The organism is Synechococcus sp. NOUM97013, assembly GCF_014279815.1.
Taxonomy (GTDB): Bacteria; Cyanobacteriota; Cyanobacteriia; order PCC-6307; family Cyanobiaceae; genus Synechococcus_C.
Map to the genome: position 1 here is coordinate 263604 of NZ_CP047941.1, position 23393 is coordinate 286996.

Annotated in this window: 30 protein-coding genes; 17 read left to right on the plus strand and 13 right to left on the minus strand. The window is 58.0% G+C overall.

From position 1 onward, the window contains the following. Positions 1–171 precede the first annotated feature (171 nt). From SynNOUM97013_RS01220 to SynNOUM97013_RS01245, 6 genes are all read left to right on the plus strand, one after another. Positions 172–840: a hypothetical protein gene (locus SynNOUM97013_RS01220; RefSeq protein ID WP_186480453.1), complete on the plus strand. Its 669-nt coding sequence runs from the start codon at positions 172–174 to the stop codon at positions 838–840. 2 nt (positions 841–842) lie between these two features. Continuing rightward, positions 843–1721, plus strand: coding sequence for a sulfotransferase (locus SynNOUM97013_RS01225; protein ID WP_186480454.1), 879 nt, complete (start codon positions 843–845; stop codon positions 1719–1721). Continuing rightward, entirely contained in the window at positions 1718–2350 is a 633-nt protein-coding gene (locus SynNOUM97013_RS01230; protein ID WP_186480455.1) for a sugar transferase, read from the plus strand. The genes SynNOUM97013_RS01225 and SynNOUM97013_RS01230 overlap by 4 nt, the downstream gene beginning before the upstream one ends. Positions 2351–2469: 119 nt before the next feature. Then, entirely contained in the window at positions 2470–2880 is a 411-nt protein-coding gene (locus tag SynNOUM97013_RS13815; RefSeq protein ID WP_186480456.1) for a putative colanic acid biosynthesis acetyltransferase, read from the plus strand. Between the two features lie 9 nt (positions 2881–2889). Next, positions 2890–4056 carry a DegT/DnrJ/EryC1/StrS aminotransferase family protein gene (locus SynNOUM97013_RS01240; protein WP_186480457.1) on the plus strand — a complete coding sequence of 389 codons (1167 nt, stop codon included), beginning with the start codon at positions 2890–2892 and terminating at the stop codon, positions 4054–4056. 29 nt (positions 4057–4085) lie between these two features. Beyond that, a complete protein-coding gene (locus SynNOUM97013_RS01245; protein WP_255442874.1) occupies positions 4086–5990 on the plus strand; it encodes a nucleoside-diphosphate sugar epimerase/dehydratase in 1905 nt (634 codons plus the stop codon). Between the two features lie 176 nt (positions 5991–6166). Here the strand turns inward: SynNOUM97013_RS01245 and SynNOUM97013_RS01250 are convergent, their stop codons facing one another. From SynNOUM97013_RS01250 to SynNOUM97013_RS01260, 3 genes are all read right to left on the minus strand, one after another. Beyond that, complete coding sequence (locus tag SynNOUM97013_RS01250; RefSeq protein WP_186480459.1) at positions 6167–6307, minus strand: hypothetical protein; 141 nt, start codon at positions 6305–6307, stop codon at positions 6167–6169. Between the two features lie 65 nt (positions 6308–6372). Beyond that, positions 6373–6570 carry a hypothetical protein gene (locus SynNOUM97013_RS01255; protein WP_186480460.1) on the minus strand — a complete coding sequence of 66 codons (198 nt, stop codon included), beginning with the start codon at positions 6568–6570 and terminating at the stop codon, positions 6373–6375. Continuing rightward, on the minus strand, positions 6563–7048 hold the full coding sequence (locus tag SynNOUM97013_RS01260; protein WP_186480461.1) for a hypothetical protein: 486 nt from the start codon (positions 7046–7048) through the stop codon (positions 6563–6565). The genes SynNOUM97013_RS01255 and SynNOUM97013_RS01260 overlap by 8 nt, the downstream gene beginning before the upstream one ends. Before the next feature lie 14 nt (positions 7049–7062). Here SynNOUM97013_RS01260 and SynNOUM97013_RS01265 point away from each other — a divergent pair, with 14 nt between their 5' ends. From SynNOUM97013_RS01265 to SynNOUM97013_RS01280, 5 genes are all read left to right on the plus strand, one after another. Then, positions 7063–7332: a hypothetical protein gene (locus SynNOUM97013_RS01265; protein WP_186480462.1), complete on the plus strand. Its 270-nt coding sequence runs from the start codon at positions 7063–7065 to the stop codon at positions 7330–7332. A gap of 6 nt (positions 7333–7338) precedes the next feature. Next, positions 7339–7503 (plus strand): hypothetical protein, encoded by a 165-nt coding sequence (locus SynNOUM97013_RS13690; RefSeq protein ID WP_255442875.1) that lies wholly within the window; start codon positions 7339–7341, stop codon positions 7501–7503. A gap of 203 nt (positions 7504–7706) precedes the next feature. Further along, positions 7707–8168: a YdcF family protein gene (locus SynNOUM97013_RS13695; RefSeq protein WP_255442877.1), complete on the plus strand. Its 462-nt coding sequence runs from the start codon at positions 7707–7709 to the stop codon at positions 8166–8168. 113 nt (positions 8169–8281) lie between these two features. Beyond that, positions 8282–9724: a nucleotide sugar dehydrogenase gene (locus SynNOUM97013_RS01275; protein ID WP_186480463.1), complete on the plus strand. Its 1443-nt coding sequence runs from the start codon at positions 8282–8284 to the stop codon at positions 9722–9724. Between the two features lie 17 nt (positions 9725–9741). Next, complete coding sequence (locus SynNOUM97013_RS01280) at positions 9742–10764, plus strand: NAD-dependent epimerase (protein WP_186480464.1); 1023 nt, start codon at positions 9742–9744, stop codon at positions 10762–10764. Between the two features lie 27 nt (positions 10765–10791). On the opposite strand, the gene SynNOUM97013_RS01285 is transcribed toward SynNOUM97013_RS01280, so the two are convergent. From SynNOUM97013_RS01285 to SynNOUM97013_RS01315, 7 genes are all read right to left on the minus strand, one after another. Next, positions 10792–11256, minus strand: coding sequence for a hypothetical protein (locus tag SynNOUM97013_RS01285; RefSeq protein WP_186480465.1), 465 nt, complete (start codon positions 11254–11256; stop codon positions 10792–10794). Between the two features lie 164 nt (positions 11257–11420). After that, on the minus strand, positions 11421–11621 hold the full coding sequence (locus tag SynNOUM97013_RS01290) for a photosystem II reaction center protein J (RefSeq protein ID WP_010312227.1): 201 nt from the start codon (positions 11619–11621) through the stop codon (positions 11421–11423). An 11-nt stretch (positions 11622–11632) separates the two neighbouring features. Next, positions 11633–11752, minus strand: a complete 120-nt coding sequence (locus SynNOUM97013_RS01295; RefSeq protein WP_066904825.1) for a photosystem II reaction center protein L — start codon at positions 11750–11752, stop codon at positions 11633–11635. A gap of 17 nt (positions 11753–11769) precedes the next feature. Then, the gene (psbF, locus tag SynNOUM97013_RS01300; protein ID WP_186480466.1) at positions 11770–11907 is read right to left on the minus strand and encodes a cytochrome b559 subunit beta; all 138 of its coding nucleotides are present in this window, start codon (positions 11905–11907) and stop codon (positions 11770–11772) included. Between the two features lie 8 nt (positions 11908–11915). Then, positions 11916–12164, minus strand: a complete 249-nt coding sequence (gene psbE, locus SynNOUM97013_RS01305; protein WP_186469934.1) for a cytochrome b559 subunit alpha — start codon at positions 12162–12164, stop codon at positions 11916–11918. Positions 12165–12270: 106 nt separating this feature from the next. Next, positions 12271–13281, minus strand: a complete 1011-nt coding sequence (locus SynNOUM97013_RS01310; RefSeq protein ID WP_186480467.1) for a photosynthesis system II assembly factor Ycf48 — start codon at positions 13279–13281, stop codon at positions 12271–12273. 41 nt (positions 13282–13322) lie between these two features. Then, positions 13323–13679, minus strand: a complete 357-nt coding sequence (locus SynNOUM97013_RS01315; RefSeq protein WP_186481343.1) for a rubredoxin — start codon at positions 13677–13679, stop codon at positions 13323–13325. A gap of 230 nt (positions 13680–13909) precedes the next feature. Between SynNOUM97013_RS01315 and SynNOUM97013_RS01320 the strand changes: the two genes are divergently transcribed. The 3 genes from SynNOUM97013_RS01320 to SynNOUM97013_RS01330 are packed head-to-tail and all read left to right on the plus strand — an operon-like array spanning position 13910 to position 15594. Next, a complete protein-coding gene (locus tag SynNOUM97013_RS01320; RefSeq protein ID WP_186480468.1) occupies positions 13910–14272 on the plus strand; it encodes an NAD(P)H-quinone oxidoreductase subunit 3 in 363 nt (120 codons plus the stop codon). Between the two features lie 30 nt (positions 14273–14302). Further along, a complete protein-coding gene (locus tag SynNOUM97013_RS01325) occupies positions 14303–15049 on the plus strand; it encodes an NADH dehydrogenase subunit K (RefSeq protein ID WP_186481344.1) in 747 nt (248 codons plus the stop codon). After that, positions 15046–15594 carry an NAD(P)H-quinone oxidoreductase subunit J gene (locus tag SynNOUM97013_RS01330; RefSeq protein WP_186480469.1) on the plus strand — a complete coding sequence of 183 codons (549 nt, stop codon included), beginning with the start codon at positions 15046–15048 and terminating at the stop codon, positions 15592–15594. Before SynNOUM97013_RS01325 ends, SynNOUM97013_RS01330 begins: the two co-directional genes overlap by 4 nt. A 59-nt stretch (positions 15595–15653) precedes the next feature. On the opposite strand, the gene yvcK is transcribed toward SynNOUM97013_RS01330, so the two are convergent. Further along, on the minus strand, positions 15654–17015 hold the full coding sequence (gene yvcK / locus SynNOUM97013_RS01335) for a gluconeogenesis factor YvcK family protein (RefSeq protein ID WP_186481345.1): 1362 nt from the start codon (positions 17013–17015) through the stop codon (positions 15654–15656). Positions 17016–17233: 218 nt separating this feature from the next. Between yvcK and SynNOUM97013_RS01340 the strand changes: the two genes are divergently transcribed. Both SynNOUM97013_RS01340 and SynNOUM97013_RS01345 read left to right on the plus strand, forming a co-directional pair. Further along, entirely contained in the window at positions 17234–17992 is a 759-nt protein-coding gene (locus SynNOUM97013_RS01340) for an ABC transporter ATP-binding protein (RefSeq protein WP_186481346.1), read from the plus strand. A 3-nt stretch (positions 17993–17995) separates the two neighbouring features. Further along, on the plus strand, positions 17996–18925 hold the full coding sequence (locus SynNOUM97013_RS01345; protein WP_186480470.1) for an MlaD family protein: 930 nt from the start codon (positions 17996–17998) through the stop codon (positions 18923–18925). Positions 18926–18935: 10 nt separating this feature from the next. Here the strand turns inward: SynNOUM97013_RS01345 and SynNOUM97013_RS01350 are convergent, their stop codons facing one another. Continuing rightward, positions 18936–21095 (minus strand): magnesium chelatase subunit D family protein, encoded by a 2160-nt coding sequence (locus tag SynNOUM97013_RS01350; protein WP_255442880.1) that lies wholly within the window; start codon positions 21093–21095, stop codon positions 18936–18938. A gap of 21 nt (positions 21096–21116) precedes the next feature. Here SynNOUM97013_RS01350 and folK point away from each other — a divergent pair, with 21 nt between their 5' ends. Next, positions 21117–21626: a 2-amino-4-hydroxy-6-hydroxymethyldihydropteridine diphosphokinase gene (gene folK, locus SynNOUM97013_RS01355; RefSeq protein WP_186480472.1), complete on the plus strand. Its 510-nt coding sequence runs from the start codon at positions 21117–21119 to the stop codon at positions 21624–21626. A gap of 1 nt (position 21627) precedes the next feature. On the opposite strand, the gene SynNOUM97013_RS01360 is transcribed toward folK, so the two are convergent. Next, positions 21628–23361 carry an ABC transporter ATP-binding protein gene (locus SynNOUM97013_RS01360; protein ID WP_255442882.1) on the minus strand — a complete coding sequence of 578 codons (1734 nt, stop codon included), beginning with the start codon at positions 23359–23361 and terminating at the stop codon, positions 21628–21630. Between the last annotated feature and the right edge of the window lie 32 nt (positions 23362–23393).

The following is a 23393-nucleotide window of genomic DNA, read 5'->3' on the forward strand; positions in this document are numbered from 1 at the left end:
TCTATAGCCAGTATTTTTGGATATGAGTTTTCAATTTTAATTTACGATTATTATCTTTCAATCTTCTCTTTGTCTAAGCACCCTTTCCTGCGATTTCTGAGCAATTTATTTAGATCGTTATGGTCTACTTTTCTTCTCCGATGTCGGCATGTTTTTGTACTATCTCTTTCGATGAAGTCGCTCGTAAAGTCATCTCTAGGCCCAAATTATGTCCATCATTTAGCCTTTTTCCCTGTTGATCTTTCTTCTCACTTTCTATATGATTGCTTTAAGTTTCCCATTTCCTTCTATTTAAATGCGCCCAAAGAGTATGATATTTGTTATGTAGGATCTTTCTCTTCTCCTCACTCAGTTCATGGCTTTATCTGTCTCATCGATGTTTTGCCATTTTCTTCACAGATTCTTATTAGTGAGTCAGTCTTCAACGAACTAAGGCAACTTCACCCTTTTGTTCGACAATCTCTTAATTGCTATAAGTTCAATGAACATTATTTTACTGTCCTGCCTTACTTGTCGCCATCTTCCTATAAATCCGAAGTTCTTAAATCTAAAATCGGCTTTGTCTCGCTTAAAAGCAACTATACTGGAGTTTGTTATCCTAGCAGAGTTTTCACTTATCTAGAGCTGGGAATACCTGTTTTTTTTGATGGCAATAAAGAATCCATTGACTCACTTCTTTCAAGGAATGAAATGGGAATCGAAGTCGATGTTCTGAATACCCCACCAGAACAACTTGCTGAATGTCTTCACCTTCTATTTTCTAACCCTGATTATCCAATAAATGCTCTAAACTATATTAGTGGAGCATCGTCAAAGTCTCCTTTGCCACTTTTTAATTAATTGTGAATTTATCAAGCCCTCCAGTTATTATTGTTGGTGCCCCAAGATCTGGAACTAACATTTTGCGGGATACCATTGTTTCCGTGAAACCGTTTATTACATGGTCTTGTGATGAAATTAACCATGTTTGGCATTTCGGTCAAAGTAATGTTAGTAACTATGATGATCTACCTGTCTCATCTTTAAATTCGGATATCAAATATTATATACGAAAACGTTTTTGCTCTTTAGCCGCTTCTTCTAATGTTGAGTCACCTATTGTTGTTGAAAAGACTTGTGCAAATTGTTTGAGGTTACCTTTTGTAGATGCAATTTTCCCGAACGCAAAGTATATTTATATTAGGCGGCAGCCTCTACCCGTAATATTTTCTGCAATGAAGAGGTGGACTTCATCACCGAATCTTTCTTATTCTCTCAAAAAATTATTGCATATACCTGCGTCTTCAGCTATACCTGTCTTGTTTAATTTTACGCTCATGAGAGCAAAGCAATTCTTTTCGCCTGAAAGTCTTTTGCCTAATTGGGGCCCATCTTTTTATGATCTAGATGTTTTAAAGGAGACATACTCGCTTGAGAAAGTTTGTGCTTTGCAGTGGTCTAGATGTGTTGCATCGGCAGAACAGTTTTTATTTAATAATTTAGATCATTCAAGAGTCGCGGCCATATCATATGAAGATTTTGTTTTAAACCCTTTTCACACTCTTTCAATTGCTTTAGATCATTTGCAATTATCTGATCTTATTATTGAAGATGAGCTGCGAATGGCTTCAACCTTTGTTCATAAAGATTCGCTTACTACTTCTTGTCCACTTGATTCAGATAAGAAGAATGATTTAATTGCGTATTTAGACTCATTAGATACACCAAATTATTTATTATGACGCCTCTTTTGACTGACCGTCAGCTTAGAATTAAGAGATCTTTTGATTTTTTTCTGTCGTTTTTATTGGTCACCGTCTTTCTTCCTTTTTTTCCCGTCCTCTTTTTGCTTTGTTCTATCGATACTAATGATTTTGGGATGTTTTGCCAAGTTCGCATAGGAATTCGTGGGCGTCCCTTTGTTGTTTATAAATTTCGCACTATGTCTACACGATTTAGTCCTGCCACTTCGTCAATTACATTGTTTTGCGATAAGAGAATTTCTGTTTTTGGACGATTTCTCAGAAAGACTAAGCTTGATGAGTTGCCCCAGATTTTCAATATATTAAAAGGTGACATGTCATTTGTTGGACCGCGACCAGATGTTGCTGGTTATGCTGATAAGCTTGTTGGTAATGATGCTTCGTTGCTTTCAGTGCCCCCCGGGGTTACTTCTGTGGCCTCTTTGTTTTATATTGACGAAGAATTTATCTTGTCTGATCAGATCGATCCAGGCTTTTACTATCACAGTGTTATCTGGCCAGCGAAAGTGCGTCTTAATCTTGACTACTATCGAAATTGGGTCTTGACTAAAGATTTTATGCTGATAATTAAAACAGTTTACATTTTGTTATCTCGTATATTTAGATAGTGCCTGTGCGTGGTCTTCTTTTTTATACACCTCTTGATTACTTGAGGCGTTTTATGTGGTCTTTTTTGCGACCGTTTTGGCGCTTTTCTCCTAGGTGCTGTTGGTTTTGGAGGATTTTTATGCTAAAGATTTTTGGCTCGGAAGTTTCTTGGAGTTCCAAGATTTATCCATCTGCGCGTGTCGATCAGCCATGGAATCTGGCTTTGTCCCGTTTTACATCAATTGGACCTTTTGTTCATCTTTATTGCTTGTCTAAGGTGAGCATAGGCTCCTACACGCGAGTTTCTTTTCGGTCAACTGTTTGCTCTGCTACTCATGATTATAATGACGCTTCTTTCCCTCTTCTAAGACAGCCCGTATCTATCGGTAGTAATGTTTGGATTGCAAGCGAAGCATTCATTGGGCCAGGTGTTACTGTTGGCAATGGTTCGGTAATTGGTGCTCGTGCGGTATGTTTTTCTGATATTCCTGATAATGTAGTTGCTATTGGCAATCCTTCTATGATCATTAAATCTGTATCGTCAACCTGATGTAAGCGTATGCATCTTTCTGCGTGGCCTTGTTTTGATCAAGAACAGCTTGCTGTCGTTCAAGAGGTCTTGAGGTCTGGAAAGGTTAATTACTGGAGTGGTTCGCATGGTCGCTTGTTTGAGAAAGAATTTTCTCGCCTTTGTGGGACTGAGTATGCAGTCGCTTTGGCGAATGGTTCGCTTGCATTGTCATCAGCCTATTTGTCTCTAGGAATCGGTGAGTCTGATGAGATTATTACTACGCCTAGATCATTTATTGCAACTGCTTCTAGTGCCATTTTGTTAGGGGCGAAGCCAGTTTTTGCAGATGTTGACCCTGATTCGGGCTCCATAACAGCTGAAACAATTGAACCCCTGATCACAGCCTGCACCAAGGCTATCTCTGTTGTTCACCTTGGTGGCTGGCCTGCCGACATGTCCGCGATTCTCGACTTGGCCCGTGGCAACGGTATCGCTGTTGTTGAAGATTGCGCTCAGGCTCATGGTGCCCGCATCCAAGGTCAGTCCGTGGGCAGTTTTGGCGACGTTGCCGCATGGAGTTTTTGCCAGGAAAAAATTATCTCTACTGGCGGAGAAGGCGGGATGGTGACTACCAACCGAGCTGATCTCTGGGATTTGATGTGGGCCTTCAAAGACCATGGCAAAACCCATGAGGCAGTTTACGACCGCGATCATCCACCTGGCTTTCGCTGGCTGCACGAACGCTTTGGTTCCAACTTCCGCCTTACTGAAGTCCAGAGCGCTATTGGCCGCATCCAGCTCCAGCGCCTGACCGAGTGGATCACCGCGCGCACGCGTAACGCTCTTATGCTCGCTCAGGCATTGGCGGATTGCTCTGCGGTGCGCGTACCTCTCCCGCCGGAGGGTATCACTCACGCCTGGTACAAGTTTTATGCTTTCGTAAAATCTGATGCTCTGTCAGATGGCTGGAGTCGCGACCGCATCCTCAGCGAGATTGAATCCCTTGGCTATCCAGCCCTTGCTGGTAGTTGCAGTGAGGTTTATCTGGAGAAGTGCTTTAAGGAGGCTGGGTTGTCACCTCCTAAGCGGTTGCCAGTTGCGCAGGAGCTTGGGCAGACCAGTTTGATGTTTTTAGTTCATCCTTCCATCACCCCAGAGCAGATGGCTGGCTACGCCGATGCAGTGCGTTCGGTTGTGATCCGGGCATGCCGGTGAAACCAGTTTTATTGGGCCAGCTTGTTCGAATGTCTCCGTTAGCCCGTCGGATGCTTTTGATCGGTATTGACGCCCTACTGTTGCCCCTGGCTGTATGGCTCAGCTTTTGGTTGCGGCTGGCCCATCCGCATCATCCCAGCTTTCTTGCTGCCGGCATCTGGATGTTGCCAGCGGCGCTGTTGTTTGGTCTGCCTTTGTATGCCCTCACCGGGCAATACAAAGGGCTTACGCGCTACGTCGGTAGCCGTGCTCTTTATCGCCTCGCTTTTCGTAATGGATTGCTTGTGTTGTTGTTGGCTTGCTCCGGGGCGATGCTTCGCCTGCCGATGCCCCCCCGCAGCAGTTGGATTCTGGTTTGGTTACTGCTCACCGCTTTGACCGGAACGGTGCGCTTTGCTCTGCGAGATCTGCTTCTGTCGCTGCGCTCAGTTGCCCCGAAGCAGATGATACGCGTTGCCATCTATGGCGCTGGTGAAGCCGGTGCTCAGCTCGCCGCCGCTCTGCGGCTGGCCGGCAACCATCAGATCATCACTTTCCTTGATGATTCGCCCAGTCTCTGGTTGCGCACTATCAACGATATACCGATCCAGCCGCCCCAGGTGTTGAATGAGATTCAGGATCAGCTCGATCAGGTGCTGCTGGCGATTCCCTCCCTTCCTCGCAGTGAACGCCGTCGCATCGTGGTTGAGTTGCAACAGCAGGTGATTCCGGTATTGCAGATCCCGTCGGTTGACGACCTCACCTCCGGCAGGGCCCGCATCGATGCGCTTCGCCCCGTGGCCATTGAAGATCTGCTCGGTCGTGATTCAGTACCACCTGTTCCGGAGTTGCTAGGTCCTGGGCTGCGTGATGCTGTTGTTTGCGTCACCGGTGCCGGTGGTTCGATCGGTTCAGAGCTTTGTCGTCAAATCTTGCAGTTAGCTCCGAAGCTTTTGATTCTGCTCGAAAGCAGTGAACCGTCGCTTTATGCTCTAGAGCAAGAGTTGCTCCAGCAGCTGCCTTCTTCGGTGGAGTTGATGCCGGTGCTCGGTAGCGCCACCGATCTGGCGCTGGTGAATCGTCTGTTTGCAGGCTATGGCGTGCAGACAGTTTTCCATGCCGCTGCCTACAAACACGTGCCGCTGGTGGAGGCGAACCCGCTTGCGGGCTTGGCCAACAACGTCGGCTCCACCCGGGTCGTCTGCCAGGCTGCTGTTGCCGCTGGCGTCAGTGAGTTGGTGCTTATTTCCACCGACAAAGCGGTTCGTCCCACCAATGTGATGGGTGCCAGCAAGCGTCTGGCTGAGCTGGTGGTGCAGGCATCGGCATTGGAGCTAGCCCAGAGCGCCGGGGGGGGTGGCCATTTCCGCACCCGACTGGCGATGGTGCGCTTCGGCAATGTGTTGGGCTCTTCTGGGTCGGTGGTGCCCCTGTTTCGCCGCCAGATCGCTGCCGGCGGGCCGATCACACTCACCCACCCCGAGATCATCCGCTATTTCATGACGATCCCGGAAGCAGCTCAGTTGGTACTCCAGGCCGCCACTCTCGCTAAAGGCGGTGATGTGTTCTTGCTCGACATGGGAGAGCCGGTGCGTATCAAAGATCTTGCCCAACAGATGGTTCGCCTCGGAGGATTGTCTCTTCGCGATGCTCAGAATCCCGGCGGAGATATTGAGATTGTCTGCACCGGTTTGCGTCCCGGCGAGAAGCTCTATGAAGAACTATTGATCGATGCCGAATCCGAATCAACGCGGCACCCCCTCATCTTCCGTGCCCAAGAACGAGCGCTTCCTTTAGATCAGCTCTGCTCTCGCCTTGATGTTCTTGATTCGGCAATCGAGGCCCAGGATGTGGAGGGTGCCTTGGCTTTGCTTGCGGAACTGGTGCCCGAATGGCACAGGGTCGGCTCCCATGCAAAATTTACGTCTTCAGGGACTCTCAAGGCTTTGCCTTAACCGACAGGTGGTTTTGGGCCAACTGCCGGGGCCCAATTCACCACGATCACTGACCAACACCATCGAAAGCGATCAAACCTTGGCACTTTCCTTACAAGGGCGGGTTGAGCCACTGCGCCATTGATTCGCTTGTGAGCGCGCTGGATCAGTCAAAGAAGTGCTAGCCGCTCACCAGTTCATCGCATGGCGCCGCGCGTTACTGCGGGTGTAGTCGCTGCGGTTGGATTGGCCGCAGTGGGTTCCACATGGGCCACCTGTTTCCAGAGATCCTGAAGTGCCCAGCGCACCGTGTGGGTGACCCTGTCGTGCTTGATCACATAGCACCAATGGCTGCGACCGCATTTGGGCGTTACAGCTCTCCGAGATATTTGTTGTAAAGCAATTACACCGGGTAAGTGTTGAGTATCAGCTCCGCCTTTTTGGCGGTAATGTCCCGCTGATGCAGCTGTTCCGGCTGCAGTAGATGCAGGTAGTCCTTCTTGCCGTTGCCCTGGATCTGTCGATCCGGATGTGCCGGATAGAACAACTCCCACTGCCGATATTGATACCCATCCTGGAGGCAGTTCCCTAGCCTACCCATGGCCGCTGTGGTTTCCCTCCGGTGGACGGCTAAAAGCTACGACTAGATTCGACCCGCTCGCTACCACTCGATCATTGGCGGTGACGGCCGCGTCCACCGGTTGCATTCCTACAACGTGGATCTGCCAGCACACACCTATGGCAGCAAAGGCATCAGCATTGCCCTCCTCTGCGCCTGCATGGGCGTTATCTCCGATCCCCTTTCCCCAGCCGACCACCATCGCCCAGCTCAATGCCCTCTGCGCAGAAACCGCATCCATCGCTCGAGATTGGGGTGGCGTCAGTTCGACATCACCATCCAAACGGTGATGATCCATGCCGAGGTTGATCCCAATCGTCATGGCTGTGGGATACACGACAACTACGGCCCGATGCTTTGAGGCACGGGCGAACGCTGGGATCTTCTTCAGCTTCAGATAGGTGGCCCCAACGACGGGGGTGACCAGTTGCGCTTCGCGGTTGCTCTTTAAAGGCGACACTGTGATCCAGGCTTGTGGTTAGGATCAAGAGTGGAATCGATCACCATGGCCGAACCTGGGCCTTGGCGGCTGACCTGCCGGAGCGTTATGACTTTCCCCATGCATGGGAAGTAAGCAGGCAATCAATTTTAATTGGTGCTTTGGATCTGGCTCCGACTTACCGTGATGACGCTCTGCATGCTTCCATCGGTTGGGCCTTGGTGGAACTTGCTTTGCAGACGGGCAACGCACCGGTGATCCTCACCGGCACTCTTCGGCAGGGGGGCGACGGCGATCGCTCATAGTGCCGGGTGCTGGAATTCGCCGAGGAGTTCGGAATCTCCGCCAGCTTCAACCTTTTGGTGCTGGCAGAGCGCCTGGGAGGCTGGAGGGTCATTGCTTATCTCCTCAGCAAGCTTCTTCCCCTGGCTCTGTTGCCCTTGGGCCTCAGCTTCATCCTGCTGGTGGTGGCTTGATCGGCCGTTGGCGCTGGCCGGTGATCACCGCGGCCCTGCTGCTCTGGGTCTTCTCCCTGGGGTTTGTGAGCCAGAGTCTCTGGCGTTGGCTGGAGGCCCCCTGGTAGCGTCGCGAAGTGACGCCGGCGCCGAGAGCCGATGCGATTTTAGTATTGAGTGGCATTAGTCATCCAGCCCCCGGTGCCGCCCGGGTTAGTGAGTGAGTGGATCCTGATCGCTTCTTCGCCGGTCTCGATCTCTACCGTGGCGGCAAGGCGCAGCGCCTGCTGTTTACCGGCGGGGCCAGCCCCTTTCGCCATGGTCAACCCCCCGAAGGCCAGCGTTACCTTTACCTCACCGAGGCAGCCGAGTTGGGAATCCCCGCGGCGGCCATGGCCAGCACGCCGCCGGTGATCAATACAGCTGAAGAGGCGGTGGCCATCCGCCAGCTGCTGCCCGCCAGTCAAGCCCGGGTGCTGTTGGTCACCAGCGCCTTTCACATGCGCCGCGCCCAGAGGCTTTTCGAGCGGCAGGGCTTGGAAGTGCAGCCCTTTCCGGTGGATTTTCAGGCCCGTGGTCGCTGGGCCGGTCCGCTTTGGCAAGACCCCACCCAGTGGTTGCCCAGCGCTGCTGCTCTTGACCACAGCTCTCGCGCCCTGAGTGAACTCTTGGGCCGGCTGATCTAACGGGCCTGGTGAACGCTGCAAGGATGACCATCATGCGCACCGGCCCTCGATTCAGTCTGGAGAGCCAGAAACAGCGATAGCCTGCGGCGATCAACGGTTTTTTAGCCCCACTGATGCCGGCTGCTTCCATCCGCTCCATCTGCTGCATCGGTGCTGGTTACGTGGGTGGCCCAACCATGGCGGTGATCGCTGACCGCTGCCCGACTGTGCAGGTGACAGTGGTTGACATCAATCAGACCCGCATCGACGCCTGGAATGACAGTGATCTGAGCAAGCTTCCTGTGTACGAACCTGGCTTGGATGCGGTGGTGGGACGCGCCAGGGGCCGCAATCTTCATTTCTCCACCGCAGTGGATGACGCCATCGCTGCCGCGGACATGGTTTTCATCTCTGTCAACACGCCCACCAAGACCAAAGGACTGGGAGCGGGCCAGGCCAGTGATTTGCGCTGGGTGGAAGCCTGTGCCCGCCAGGTGGCCAAGTCGGCCACAGGTCACACGATCGTGGTGGAGAAAAGCACGTTGCCGGTGCGCACAGCTGAGGCAGTCAAGGCGATTCTTTCCGCCAAAGAACAGTCTTCCGATGGAGCACAAAAGAGCTTTGCTGTGTTGTCTAATCCTGAATTCCTGGCGGAAGGAACTGCGATTCCTGATCTGGAATCACCCGACCGTGTATTGATCGGTGGCGAGCATCCCGAAGCGATCGATGCATTGGCCTCGATTTATGAAAACTGGGTTTCTCCGGATCGCATTCTGCGCACCAACCTCTGGAGCAGTGAGCTTTCCAAGCTCACGGCAAATGCCTTTTTGGCGCAGCGAATTAGCTCCATCAACAGCGTTGGTGCTCTCTGTGAAGCCACCGGCGCTGATGTGCGAGAGGTGGCCAGAGCGATCGGCACCGACAGTCGTATTGGCTCCAAATTCCTGCAGGCGGGTCCCGGCTTCGGCGGCAGCTGTTTCCAGAAAGACATTCTCAACCTGGTTTATCTCTGCCGTCATTTCGGCTTGCCGGATGTGGCCGACTACTGGGAATCCGTGGTGACGGTCAACACCTGGCAGCAGCACCGCATCGCGCGCACGGTGGTGCAGAAGCTGTTTGGCACAGTGACTGGCAAACGCCTGGCGATACTCGGTTTCGCCTTCAAGGCCGACACCAACGACACCCGCGAAGCTCCGGCGATCCGCATTGCTCAGGATCTGCTTGAGGAAGGTGCTCAGTTGGCGATTCATGATCCCAAGGTGGACGCTGAGCAGATCGCTCGCGATCTCAAGCTTCCGGCCAGCTCTGCTCCTGATGCGGATTCCGGTCCCACGCGTGCTGCTTTGAGTGGTGAAGGCACCTGGTGGCCTAGTGAGGACATTGCTGCTGCAGTGAGTGGTGCTGATGCGGTGCTGATCCTCACCGAATGGCAGCACTATCGAGACCTCGACTGGTCTCATTTGGCGCCTTTGATGCGTCAGCCCGCCTGGGTGTTCGATGCGCGTTCGGTGGTGAAGCCCGCTGACGTCCTGAAGGCAGGATTGCAGCTCTGGCGTGTGGGTGAAGGCCAGCCATGAGCACTAAGCGCGGATCGATGACACGTCCCGTTCTGATCACGGGAGCCGCCGGTTTCATTGGTGCGGCTCTGGCACTTCGTCTGCTTGAACGCGGCGAGCGGGTTGTTGGGATCGATAACCTCAATACTTATTACGACCCAGCTCTCAAGCGTGCTCGGCTGGCGCGGGTTGAAGTTGCTGCTCCCTCTGGCTCCTGGCGGTTCGAGCCATTGGCGTTAGAGGACGGCCCTGAACTGATGGCTCTGTTCGCGGATGAGCAGCCCCGGGTGGTGGTGAATCTGGCCGCCCAGGCAGGAGTTCGCTATTCCCTCGAGAATCCTGCCGCCTACATCCAGAGCAATCTGGTTGGTTTCGGGCATATTCTCGAGGGTTGTCGCCATCACGGCGTCGAGAACCTGGTATACGCATCGAGCAGTTCGGTGTACGGGGGCAATCGCAACCTCCCCTTCCATGAGCGACAGCCGGTGAATCATCCGGTGAGCTTGTATGCCGCCAGCAAGAAGGCCAATGAGCTGATGGCCCACACCTACAGCCACCTCTATGGCTTGCCGGCAACTGGTTTGCGCTTTTTCACCGTGTACGGCCCTTGGGGACGTCCGGATATGGCTCCCATGCTGTTCGCCAGAGCGATCCTGGCTGGGGAGCCCATCAAGGTGTTCAATCACGGAAAGATGCAGCGTGACTTCACCTACATCGATGACATCGTCGAAGGGGTGCTGCGCTGTTGTGACAAGCCGGCAACGGCCAACCCAGAGTTCGATCCTCGGGCCCCCGATCCCGCAACGGCGGCAGCGCCCCATAGGGTGTTCAACATCGGCAACAGTCAGCCCACAGAGTTGCTCCGCTTTATTGAGGTGATGGAACAAGCGCTCGGACGCGACGCGGTGAAGGACTTTCAGCCCATGCAGCCCGGGGATGTCGTGGCGACGGCTGCAGACACCCAGGCCTTGGAGGATTGGGTCGGGTTTAGGCCCAGTACCCCGATTGAAACCGGAGTGGATCGATTTGCGCGTTGGTACCGCGAGTTCTATTCCGTCTGAGTCAATCGAGGGCTCTGCGGGGACTGTTCAGTCGTAGAACCGACGCCCATCGGCGCGTTTGTGGCGATGCCGTTGCGCTTCGCGGCGGGTGTACTGACTCACGCTGGGATTGGCAACCACCGGATCCACATGCGCCACCTGTTCCCACAGTTCGCGCGGTGCCCAACGCACCGTGTGCAGCACCCGGTCGTGTTTGGTGACATGGCACCAATGCAAAGTTCCGCATTGGGGGCAATACAACTCCTCCAGCCATTCATTGCTGAGCACCAGCACGGGATAGGCGTTGATGATCAAGCGGGCCCGTTTGGCTGAGATCCCACGCTGCTGCAGTTGCTCAGGGCTGAGCAGGTGCAGAAAATATTTCTGGCCATTGCCTTCGATCCGTTGCTCTGGGTGAGCCGGGCAGAACAGTTCCCGACGTTTCGGCCGACGATTGCGGCTGTGTTCGGGGCGTGTCGCAGCATCAGGCTGCTTGGGAGGTCCAACAACCATGAAGGTTGTGCATCACTCAAACAACTTATTCCTGCCGGTCGGCTGTTGTCTCTGCCCTATGCGAGAACCGCACGAACAGGCTCGAGCTCGCTTGGCCAACAAAAAAGCTTCCAGCACAACGCTGGAAGCTTTCGAGTGTTAACGCGATCGATTGAATCCTTGATTCAGGCGGAACCCACACCGGTGTAAGAGCCGTAGAAGAACAGGCCCACCACAAAGATCACTGCCATGCCACCGGCAGTTGCCACGAGCCACAGAGGCAGAGTTCCCTCGGTCCAGCGGGAACGCCAGGCGACGGCCGGCCGGCCATCAGGGAGACGATCGGGAATACGACCGTCAGGAAGACCTGATTTCTTACCACTCATGATTCAAGTCCTCAGTTGAAGAAGTAGCTGGAGAACAAAATGCCGGTCACAAAGACGAACAGCAGACCCAGATAGAGACTGGTTCTGTTGAGTTCAACAGGCAAAGTATTGGGGTTTTTGTTGCGCTCCATGGTGATTGGTGGGGTGATCAGCGGCGGATGAACTGCATGGCGGCCAGGCAGCCAAGGAAAAACACCGTGGGAACCCCCAGGGTGTGAACAGCAAGCCAGCGCACCGTGAAAATCGGATAGTTGCGCGGCGTGGACGTGGCGGGAGACTGAGTCATGAGTCGAGTTATTTCAGGCGCAGGTCAAGGTCGGACTTGCCTTCGTAGCGCTGGCTGACGACAGGCGCTTTGCTTTCGCTGGCCTGGAAGTAAGCGTCAGGGCGAGGAGTTCCAAAAGCGTCGTAGGCAAGGCCTGTAGACACGAACAGGAACCCGGCCAAGAAGATGGAGGGAAGTGTGATGGCGTGGATCACCCAGTAGCGAATGCTGGTGATGATCTCGAAAAACGGGCGTTCCCCGGTGGAGCCGGCAGCCATGGCTTCGGGTGTATCAGCTCGGTGATCCTAGGGGTAGGGCTTCGACCACTGCGCCAGCCCCCCGGTCTTGGTTACAGAGCGTTGTTTGTCGGGGGCTGGATTGGCCTCAGCTGACGGCGGACCAGCGCAGCATCAGGCCACGTTCGCCCAGAAGGAAGGCGTGGCGTTGGTTGGCGCTGTCGTCGAAGACAAAGCGGGTGAAATTGGTCGGGGCCTGAGCGCTTTCGGGGTCGCGTTCCCAGCTGTCACCGCCATCACGGCTGACGAGCAGCGTTCCATTGCCGCCTCCGGCCCAGATGGCGCCATCGTCTGACCAGGCCATGTCGAGGTAGCCGTAGCCATTGGTGATCGGGATGATCGGCTTGCTCCAGCTTTCCTTGTCGCTGGCGTTGTCGTTCAGGCGGATCTGTGCACCGCGGGCCACCATCCAGAGGCGTCCATCCGGTTGATATCCAATGCTTTGCAGCCTCTGGCTGCTGACCCGTTGGTGCACCTGCCAGACGTCCTGACCTTTGTCCCAGGTGGCATAGAAGTTGCCAAGGCTGCTGACACTCACGTAGGAGCCATCAGCGCTGCGACGCAGGTCGCGCACTGCCCCTGCCGCATCACTCACCTCGGCGTCCCAGCTCCCGCCACCGTCGCTGGTGCGATAAACGGCGCCAACGTTGGTGGCGAGCTCGGCGCTGTTGGGGCCGAGGGCGGTAATCAGGTAAGGCTCCCCAGGCAGCTTCGTGTCCAGGAACAAGCGGGTCCAGTTCTGCCCACCGTCGGTGGTGTGCATCAGCAGTCCAGGCTGACCGGCAATCCAGCCATCGTCACCGTCAAACGCAATGCTGATCAGGCGGAAGTTCTCCTCGTCCGGCAGGTCGAGGCTGCGCTCGCTCCAGCTGGAGCCACCATCGTTGGTTTCAAGGATCAGACGGTTGCTGCCGACCAGGAAGCCGTGGTTGGCATCGGTGAACGCCACGTCCAGGGGGTTGGCCTCGGTGTTGAGATCCACCACCTGCCATGGGCTGGTGGTGGCCGTGGGGACGCGCGTGGTGACGCAGCCGCCCAGGCCGAAGCCGATGAAGGCCACCAGGGCTAATTGAGCGAGGATTTTGAAAAGGGATTTCATGCCGGGATGGGGGGTGGCAGGCGTGAGGCCAGGGTCCGTGCTTAGCGCAGGGAGTAAAGGGAGAGGAAGAAGGCGAAGCCCAAGGCCAGGCTTCCGAAGATCAACACATTCTTCTGCCCCGGGGTCAAACGGTTCACGCCCAGCCCGTAGTTGAGGTTCTCTTCGAAGCCGCTTGCTTTGGAGCGGGGACCGATGTCCCGGAAGGCACCCACCTTGCTGCGACAGACCGGGCAGCGGAAAGTAATCGTGTCCAAATCCTCGAAGGCTGTGCCAACAGGAATGTTCTGTTTTTTCACCCCCTCTTCGGGGTCATACACGTAGCCGCAGCTCCGGCACTCAAATCGATGGGTTCGGGGGTCACTTTCCTCCTCCTGCTCTTCCTGGGTGACCTCTTCCACAGCCGATGGACCCGTTTCGGCGGCGCCGTCTTCGGCCGTGCCGCTTGTGGCGGCAGAGACTTCGAGAGATTGCTCTTCTGCAGTCTTCTCTTCGGTAGCAGTGTCTTGAGAAGCTGGTATCTCTTCGCTCACCACGGTTGGGCAGGGGAAACCACTCTATCGACGCTGACACGGCAAACGTCAGCTCGTGGCTGCAAATGCCAGACTGCCCCCAGATCGGATCAGCCCAGATGTTTGTGCTTCCGGGGTATGACGCCTTCCTCGGCTTTTTGCTGATCGCTGGGGCCGTACCGGTGCTCGCATTGGTCACCAACAAGCTGTTGTCGCCCAGCAGCCAACTCGGAGAGAGGGAGCTCACCTACGAGTCTGGGATGGAGCCGATTGGTGGCGCCTGGATTCAATTCAATATTCGCTATTACATGTTTGCTTTGGTCTTCGTCATTTTTGATGTGGAGACTGTCTTCCTCTATCCCTGGGCTGTGGCGTTCCACCGTCTCGGCTTGTTGGCCTTCATCGAGGCTCTGGTGTTCATCGCCATCCTCGTGGTCGCTCTGGCCTACGCCTGGCGCAAGGGCGCACTGGAGTGGAGCTGATTCATGACCTCATCCATCGACCGTTCAGCCATGGCAGGCGATTCCCCCTCCATCAAGGCATTGCGTGATCTGCGCGAAGCCAGCTGTGGGCCTGTGGCCGGCGCTGCCGAAGGTGCCCCCACCGTCACGCAAGACCTCAGTGAGAACGTCATTCTCACCAGTCTTGATGACCTTCACAACTGGGCCAGGTTGAGCAGTCTGTGGCCGCTGCTGTACGGAACGGCGTGCTGCTTCATCGAGTTCGCCGCTCTGATCGGCTCCCGGTTCGATTTCGACCGCTTCGGTTTGGTTCCCAGAAGTTCGCCACGTCAGGCGGATCTGTTGATCGTGGCCGGCACGGTCACCATGAAAATGGCTCCGGCCCTGGTGCGCCTCTATGAGCAGATGCCCGAGCCCAAGTACGTCATTGCCATGGGTGCCTGCACCATCACCGGTGGCATGTTCAGTGCGGACTCCACCACCGCCGTTCGTGGAGTGGACAAGTTGATTCCGGTGGACCTTTATCTGCCTGGATGTCCTCCACGTCCGGAGGCCATTTTCGATGCCGTGATCAAGCTGCGCAAAAAGGTGGGCAATGAATCTGTCGCCGACCGCCGTCAGCTGCGGCAGACCCATCGTTATTGCACGGTCGAGCACGCGATGACCCCGGTCGAGCCGATCGTCACCGGTGCCTACCTCAACGCTGAAACACAGATCGCTGCCCTGAAACCTGGAGCGGGTCTGCCCATGCCTGCGCTCGAAACCGCTGAAGCTGTCACCCCCTCAGACCCGTCATGAGTGCCACACCCGACAAGCCATCCAAGACTGACTCTCCTGTTGTCACTGCTCCACAACCTGGACCCGTCAGTCAATGGTTGACCCAGCAGGGCTTCGAGCATGACGTGCTTGAGCCGGATCATCTGAACATTGAGCAGATCGGCGTTGAGTCACTGTTCTTGCCTGTGATTGCCGCCGCGCTGAAAAGTCACGGCTTTGATTATCTGCAGTGTCAGGGGGGCTATGACGAAGGCCCTGGTGCTCGTCTGGTCTGCTTCTATCACTTAATCGCGATGGCCGAAGTGGCTGTCGGCCGCTCCGATGCCGTGCGCGAAGTGCGCGTGAAGGTGTTTCTCTCCCGAGAGGGCCAGCCCAGCGTGCCAACGCTTTATGGCCTGTTCCGCGGAGCGGATTGGCAAGAGCGTGAAACCTTCGACATGTACGGGGTCAACTTCGAAGGTCATCCCCATCCCAAGCGTCTGCTCATGCCTGAAGACTGGACCGGCTGGCCGCTCCGAAAGGATTACGTGCAACCTGATTTCTACGAAATGCAGGACGCCTACTGATCAATCCCATTCATCAGTCAGCACTTCATCCCTGCAATTGGTCTTTAACGCATCACCTGTCAGCCGGCTGCTGAAGTCGGCTCTTTTTTGTGCCTGCGATAGAAGCGCATGACGGCCAAAGCCAGGCTGCGTGGATCGTGCCGCAGTGTGGCTGTGGGTCTGCTGCCCTGCAAAGGGGCTTCCATCACGTCGTATCCCTCGCCTTCCAGGGAACGGCGATCGCAGCGCACCGGTTCAGCGCCGCGAGAGCGGTAATGACTGATTAGGGGAGACTCGGCGATCGGTTCCTGGGCCAGCACGGAATCAAAGAGGCGCTGACTGACGCCCAGTGACGCCAGTTGGGCTTCAATCGCTCGCAGGTGGCCGCTCACGTCCAGGCCATCGGTTTCACCGGGCTGGGTCATCAGGTTGCAGATGTAGAGGCGCGGTGCGCGGCTGCGCTGGATGGCCGTCACCAGTTCAGGCACCAGCAGGTTGGGCAGCAGCGAGGTGTAAAGACTGCCTGGGCCCAGCAGGATCAAATCCGCATGGGCAATCGCTTCCAATGCTCGCGGTAGAGCTGGCGGGCGTTCCGGTAAGCAGCCCAAACGCACGATTGGGCTCGGCGCCTTGCCAATGGAGGATTCACCTTCAATGCGACGGCCGTCTTCCAGTTCCGCCCAGAGCTTCACGTCCACATTGGTCGCCGGGACCACCTGCCCCTGAACCGCGAGCACTCGGCTGGAGGCCGTGATCGCCGTTTCCATGCTCCCTGTAATGGCCGTGAGCGCCGACAGAAACAGATTGCCGAAGCTGTGCCCCTCCAGACCTCCACCAGCTGAAAAGCGGTACTGAAACAGGCGGGTGAGCAGCGGTTCTTCAGTTGACAGTGCAGCCAGGCAGTTGCGGATGTCGCCTGGCGGCTGCACACCCAGTTCCCGCCGCAGCACGCCGCTGCTGCCGCCGTCATCAGCCACGGTGACGATCGCTGTGATGTGGCTGCTGTAGCGCTTCAGGCCACTCAGCAGGGTCGAAAGTCCGGTGCCGCCACCGATGGCAACGATGTTCGGTCCGCGATTGAGGCGGCTTTTGGCCCGCAGGGCATCCACCAAAACGGTGTCCTTCTCCGGCGCCAGAGCCTGTTGGATCGAGCCAAAGCTCCGGCCTTGTCCCCACAGCAACAGGCCGATGCCGATCACCAGCACCAGGGGGCCAGTGATGCCACGCGGCAGCACCCGGGTGATCCAGCCCAAGGATTCCTGGATGGCCCAAAGGGTCCAGTAGATCGGCTGCAGGTCGGCCCATACGGCTGCACCAAGGAGGGCGAGCACGAGGCCGATGCCGGAGGTGAGCAGCCAGCGCTTCACCACCAGACCGGGCTGCAGCCAACGCATGGCCCGACGCGAGCGCAGCATCAGATCACGCTGCCGCTGGGCCTGCATGGCACGGATGCGTTGACGTTGTCCGCGGCGGATGGGGGTGGTCAAGTGCGATCCAGTGAGGGCGTCAGTTCGCTTGCGATGAGTGAACTGTACGGAAGTTGTCCCTTAAGGCCATCCCTTCGTTTCAAACGCGGCAGGATGGGCGCAACATGCACTGCGGCCCCGTGCAGACTCGGCCGGACTTCACACCTCCATCATCACCATCGCCAGTCGTGGAGATGCGCAACCTCACCATGCAGTGGGGGCCGAAGCCCGTTCTCGACAATGTGTCCCTAACGATGCAACCGGGAGAGCGCATCGCGGTCGTGGGTCCCTCCGGTGCCGGTAAGTCCACGGTTCTGCGTCTGTTGGCCGGGTTGCAGCTTCCCAACGCAGGCGAACTGCGGTTGTTCGGGGAGCCACAGACTTATCTGCGACTGGATCAGCGTCGCCCGCCGGATGTGCGCCTGGTGTTTCAGAACCCAGCCCTACTTGCTTCACTCACAGTGGAGGAAAACGTCGGCTTCCTGCTGATGCGCTTGGGCAGGCTCAAGCCGCAGCAGATCCGCGAGCGGGTGCTGCAGTGTCTTGAAGCCGTCGGTCTTAACGATGTGGCGGATAAGTATCCCGGCCAGCTCAGCGGCGGCATGCAGAAACGCGTGAGTTTTGCCAGAGCTTTGATCGATGACCCCGACCGCGAAGAAGGGGCGATGCCATTGCTGCTCTACGACGAGCCCACCGCTGGCCTGGATCCGGTGGCGTCCACGCGGATTGAGGATCTGATCGTCAAGACCACAACGGTTGCGCAGGGCTGCTCCGTGGTGGTGAGTCACGTGCACAGCACCATCGAGCGTTCTGCGCAACGGATTGTGATGCTCTACGGCGGCCGTTTTCAGTGGGACGGCACGGTCGAGGAATACCGCGCAACCGACAACCCCTATGTCGTTCAGTTCAGGACGGGTAACCTGCGCGGACCGATGCAACCCTCCGACCACTAAGCCATGCGCCGTAGTGTCCGTGAAGCCATCGTTGGGTTCTCGATCGTTGGAGCGATCGCAGGATTTGCTGGAACGATGCTCTGGCTCAGAGGCGTCCGGCTTGGCTCTGAAACCTGGACCGTGACGGCTGATTTCCAGAACGCTGGGGGTTTGGCCGCGCGTTCTCCCGTGACGTTCCGGGGAATCATGGTGGGAACAGTGCGCTCGGTCCAGGTCACGCCGATGGCAGTGCGAGCCACCCTGGAAATCAACAATGAGTCCCTGCAACTTCCGCTTCCGGTGAAGGCGGCGGTGTCGTCCGCTTCTTTGTTGGGCGGTGACGCTCAGGTGGAATTGGTGACCACGGCTGTGCCCTTGCCGAAGGATGCACCGGGGCCGAAGTCACGCCGTTGCAAGGACAGTGCAATCCTCTGCGATGGAGCCACGATCCGCGGTGAATCTGCAGCGAGCCTGGCCACGATCACCGCCACTCTGGAACAGCTGCTCAGTGAGGCGGAGAAGGCCAACCTGATCCCTGCGTTGGTGGAATCCACCAAGCAGTTCGGCATCACCAGCCAGGATGCATCCACGTTCCTGAACACCGCCGATGAGGCGGCTGAGAATGTTGACGCGCTGGTGCAGGAGCTGCGTGATGAACTGGCTCGGGCCCAACCCACGGTCGACAATCTCAACCGAGCAACAGCGGAGGCTGCTGCTGCTGCCGCCAACATCAACGCGCTGGCCGAAGCCTTCAACAACCCCGAGACCGTTGGTGACCTCAAGCAGACGGTGACCAATGCCCGTGATCTCACCGCTCGGCTGGATTCCGTCGGCGGTGATATCGAGCAACTCACCGACGATCAGCGCTTCATGGCCGGTCTGCGCAACGTGATGATCGGTTTGGGGGCCTTCTTCGAGGAGGTCTATCCAGTGCAAACCGGACCATCGAATTAGACCCCGTACCTCATGTCACGGAGTTGATGGCATCCATGGCCACTGCGGCAATGGCCTGATCGCTTGCTTTGGGAAGCTGAACGTATTTGCCTCCGGCGGCTTCGGCCAGGTCTTTGCCCATGCCACTGCCGATGAATTTGCGTTCAGTGTCGATCACCAGCAGTTTGATCCCGAGCATGCGGTAGCGGCTGGCGACATCCAGCACCTCCTGTTTGAGGTCGGGCTTGTCTTCGCCCTCCAGTTCCGGTTGTCCAAGGGAGGCGCTGAGGGGCACATTGCCGCGCCCGTCGGTGATGGCGACCACCACCACCTGACCCAGATCACCGGTGGCGAGCGCATTGGCGCCGACGCGGGCCGCCTGGGTGAGGCCGTGGGCCAGCGGTGAACCACCCCCACAGGGCATCGACTCCAGCCGTCTGCGGGCTGCTGTGATCGATCGCGTGGGCGGCAGCAGCACTTCAGCCTGATCGCCGCGGAAGGGGATCAGGGCCACTTCATCGCGATTTTCATAGGCCTCCGTCAGCAGACGGATCACGGCCCCTTTGGCGCTCTGCATCCGGTTCAGCGCCATGGAGCCACTGGCATCCACCAGAAAGATCACTAGCGCTCCAGCCTGACGCTGAAGAAGCTTGGCCCGCAGATCAGCTTCCTCCACGATCACGGTGCGATCCGGCTGCCGCTCGCGCCTGGCCTTCTGGTACGGCGCAGCGGCGCGCAGGGTGGCGTCGACCGCGATCCGACGGACCGGGCCGCGGGGCAGCATCGGCTTCACGTAGCGGCCGCGGCTGTCGCTGAGCACCACGGAACGGCTGCCACTGCTGCCGCTTTTGCTCTTGGCGGCGTTGAACAACAGCAAGTCGGAGTCAATGGCCACGGCTTCGGGATCGAGCATGAATTCCTCCGGCACCGCGGGTGGTGCCTGGTCTTCATCCGAGTCGTCGTCGTTGTTGTCGTCGTCCGTGTTGTCGTCGCTGTTGTCCTCGGGTTGATCGTCTTGATCCTGGTCAGATCCCTCCGGTGGCGGCGGCTGGTCCTCCGGGTTCTGTTCACCGGCGTCCGGTGGCGGCGGTGGCGTTTCGTCTTGAGGAGGCTCCGGCGGCGGTGGCGGCTCCATCTGCTGATCCGGGGGAGGCAGCTGGGAGGCCCGTGGTGCGATCACCAGGGCCACCGCCACCTGCAGGTCCTCGGCGTCAACCTGATCCCGACCGCTCAGGGCGGCGTGGGCCTTGGCCACACGTACGGCATAGAGCTCGGAACGATGCCCTTCAACACCACCGCGGATCGCTTCGGTGACAAGGTATTCGATTTGCTCACGACTGATCGACACATCCGGCAGCCACTGGCGGGCCAGCAACAGCTGGGTGGCGAGCGCGTCGGTGTCCTCTTTCCAGCGTTCCGCAAAACTGCGGCTGCACTGGCCATGACTGAGCACAGCGTTAGTGATCTCCACCCGCTGTTCGGTGCTCACCAGCTGATCGGCCGACAGGGCGATGGCAAAGCGGTCCAGCAGGTGGTCGCGGACGTTGCCTTCCTCCGGGTTGTAGGTCGCGATCAGCAGCGGTCTGCAGGGGTGGCTGAGACTTAAGCCTTCCCGTTCCACCTGGTTCTCGCCTGCGCCAACGGCTGCCAGCAGCAGATTGACGATGCCGTCGTCCAGCAGGTTGAGCTCATCGACGTAGAGCACTCCCCGGTGGGCTTCCGCCAGCAGGCCGGGCTGGAATACAGGGCTGCCGCTCGCCAGCGAGGCCGTCACATCGACGGCTCCCACCAGGCGATCTTCCGTGATGCCCAGCGGGACCTGCACAAAGGGAGCGGGAATCACCGTGGACGGCGGTTCGGTGCCGAGGGTTTCTCGGAGGCTGCTGCCCCATTCCTCCGGCCGTTTTGGATCCAAATTGCGCCCCGGTCCAATCGGCACCTGGGCATGGGCTGGGTCGAGAATTTCAATCGGTGGAAGCAAGGCATGAAGCCCCCTGGCCAGCACCGATTTGCCAGTGCCTCGGCCGCCGGCGATGATCACGCCTCCCAGTCCTGGATCCACAGCAGCCAGCATCAGGGCGAGCTTCAGCGTTCCATGGCCGGTGATCGCCGCCAACGGAAAGGCTCGGTTGGCTTGATCCATCGCTGCTGTGCTGGCCACGCCGCTGGCGACCCCTCCACCTGAAACCATGAACGTTTGCCGGCCCATCGCGTGAGCGCCAGTCTCGCTGATCAGGCTTGTTCTCTGGCAGTGGCGTTGGGGGCCAATCGTCCGAGTGCTGCGGGCAGCCCCCGACAGACCCTGATCCGCGTGCGTCCAGAGCTCGAAACGTTGCTGTGCGACTGGGCCCAGACCAGCCCTTCCCGCATCTGCTGTTCCTGGTCGCCTCTGCTCGAAACGGTTCCGGTGGGAGGGCCGCCGGGTCAGCCGATGTATTGCAACGCGGTGGTCTTGATCGGCGGTGTGCCTGGTCCTCCAGGGGTGGAGGCGGCGCTGGCGCTGCTGGATCGTCTTCAAGCGCTGGAGGCGCAGTACGGCCGTGATCGTGACCGGGAAGAGCGTTGGGGCCCCCGGTCCTTGGATCTGGATCTGCTCTTTTGGGGCGACTGGCGGTTGGAGCATCCCCGGCTGGTGTTGCCGCATCCACGCCTGCATCTCCGTTCCTTTGTGATGGAACCTCTGCTCGCGGCCATGCAGCGCTCCACGCTCTGGCGCGCCTGAGTCAGCTGCCAGCCGCAACCGTCCCGAGGTCGATCACGACATCGGCCAGGGTCAACAAATCCGGGTCGTGGCTGCTCACGAGCACCAGACGCTGCCTGGACCGTTCTTGAATTACCTCGCGCACCTGGGCTGCAGCGACAGCGTCCAGAAACGCAGTTGGTTCATCGAGCACGTCCACCGGCCGGTCCCGTAGCCAGGCGCGTAACAGTCCGAGTCGGTGAATCTCTCCACCGGAAAAGGGGCTCTGGGCCAGAGCCATCGGGGCCTCTAGGCCTTCCGGACGATCCAGCAGATGCGCAAGCCCCAGGCAGTGCAGCCAGCTGGCGATCGTGGCGTCCGGCAGCTCGCGGCCCAGGAGCAGGTTGTCGCGCAGGCTGGCCTCAAACAGCGCTGCATGCTGGGGCGCGCAGGCCATCAATTGATGCAGTTGCCTGGCGCCCGCTGGCCCCGAGAGCTGCCAGCGGGCGCTGTCGCAGGTGATGGTCCAGGCACTGTGTTCCTCCTCCTGCAAGCCGCTGATCTGATCCAGCAGGGTGGTCTTGCCGCAACCCGAGGGCCCTGTCACCGCAATCAGCTGGTTGGAGCGCAGGCGCAGGCTTTGGGGTCTGCCGTCCTGTTTCGTGGTGCTGCACCAGTCCAGCTGCGTCCAGCGGCTGCCATCCAGCGTTGTGAGTGCAGGACCATCCAGAACCATGCCCGTGACCTGTTCTGGACCTGGGCGCAGTTGCTCGCGGCGCAGGCAGAGGGCTTCATAGCCGGGGAGGTTGCCCAGGCACAGACGCCGGGCCTGGACCACACCACTCAGGGAGGATCCGGCTCGGTAGGCCAGCACCAGGGTGGTGGTGAGCACCTCGGCGGTCAGGGCGTCACCTTGCAGGAGCAGCCAGAGGCTGGCGATCGCCACCACGAGCGTGTCGCGCCAGGCGTTGTAGCCCGCGCGGCGGCGCACCCGTTCGCGCAGCAGCCATCGCCCCTTGGCGGTTTCCTGCGCAAACCGATCCAGGAGCCAGTGTTCGGCTGCCGCCGCTCGCACGGCCTTGAGGCCATGCAGGCCATCGCCCACGGTGCGCTGCAGTGCGGCATTCAGGCGGCTCTGAATTCGGCCCAGACTCCAGCTTCCCGATCGCTGCAACAGTGCGGCGATGGCGGTGGCCATCAGGGCCATCAGCAGTGGCCAGGCGGCGGTCCGACCCACCAGCAGCACGCTGGCCAGGTAGATCACCATTGCCAGCAGGGCCTGCAGCATGCGCACCGCCTGGTCCATGCCCAGGGCGGTGCGGTTGATGTCGGCCATGAGCAACGCCAGCAAATCGCCGCGGCCGAGTTGATCCAGCTGGTTTGAGGATGCTGAGAACACCTGTTGCAGCAGTTGCTGGCGCAGGCGATCCGTGAAACCGGAGCGCAGGCGTTCCCGGCTCACAGCCACGCGTCCCTGGATCAGTCCGCGCAGGAGGATCAGAGCCACCAGCAGGGCCAGGCTTGCCGTCAGCGGCAGGCTGACGTTCAGCCCCTGCATCGCGTTGGTGTTCGATTCATTGCCCAGCAACAACGTGATGGCCAGCCCCAGCCCTGCGATGTCCAGCACACTGCTGACCGCACTCAATCCGGCCAGGCGGCTCAGATGGCCCCATCCCGCCTCCTGGGCCAGTGCCTTGAGCAGCTGCAGCTGCCGCCGCCGGGGCAACACGGTGGGTGCCGTTGTGGGGGCAGCGGTGGTCGGCGCGTGATCGTGCAAGGACGGGTGGCCCAGCCGGTGATGTGCTGACG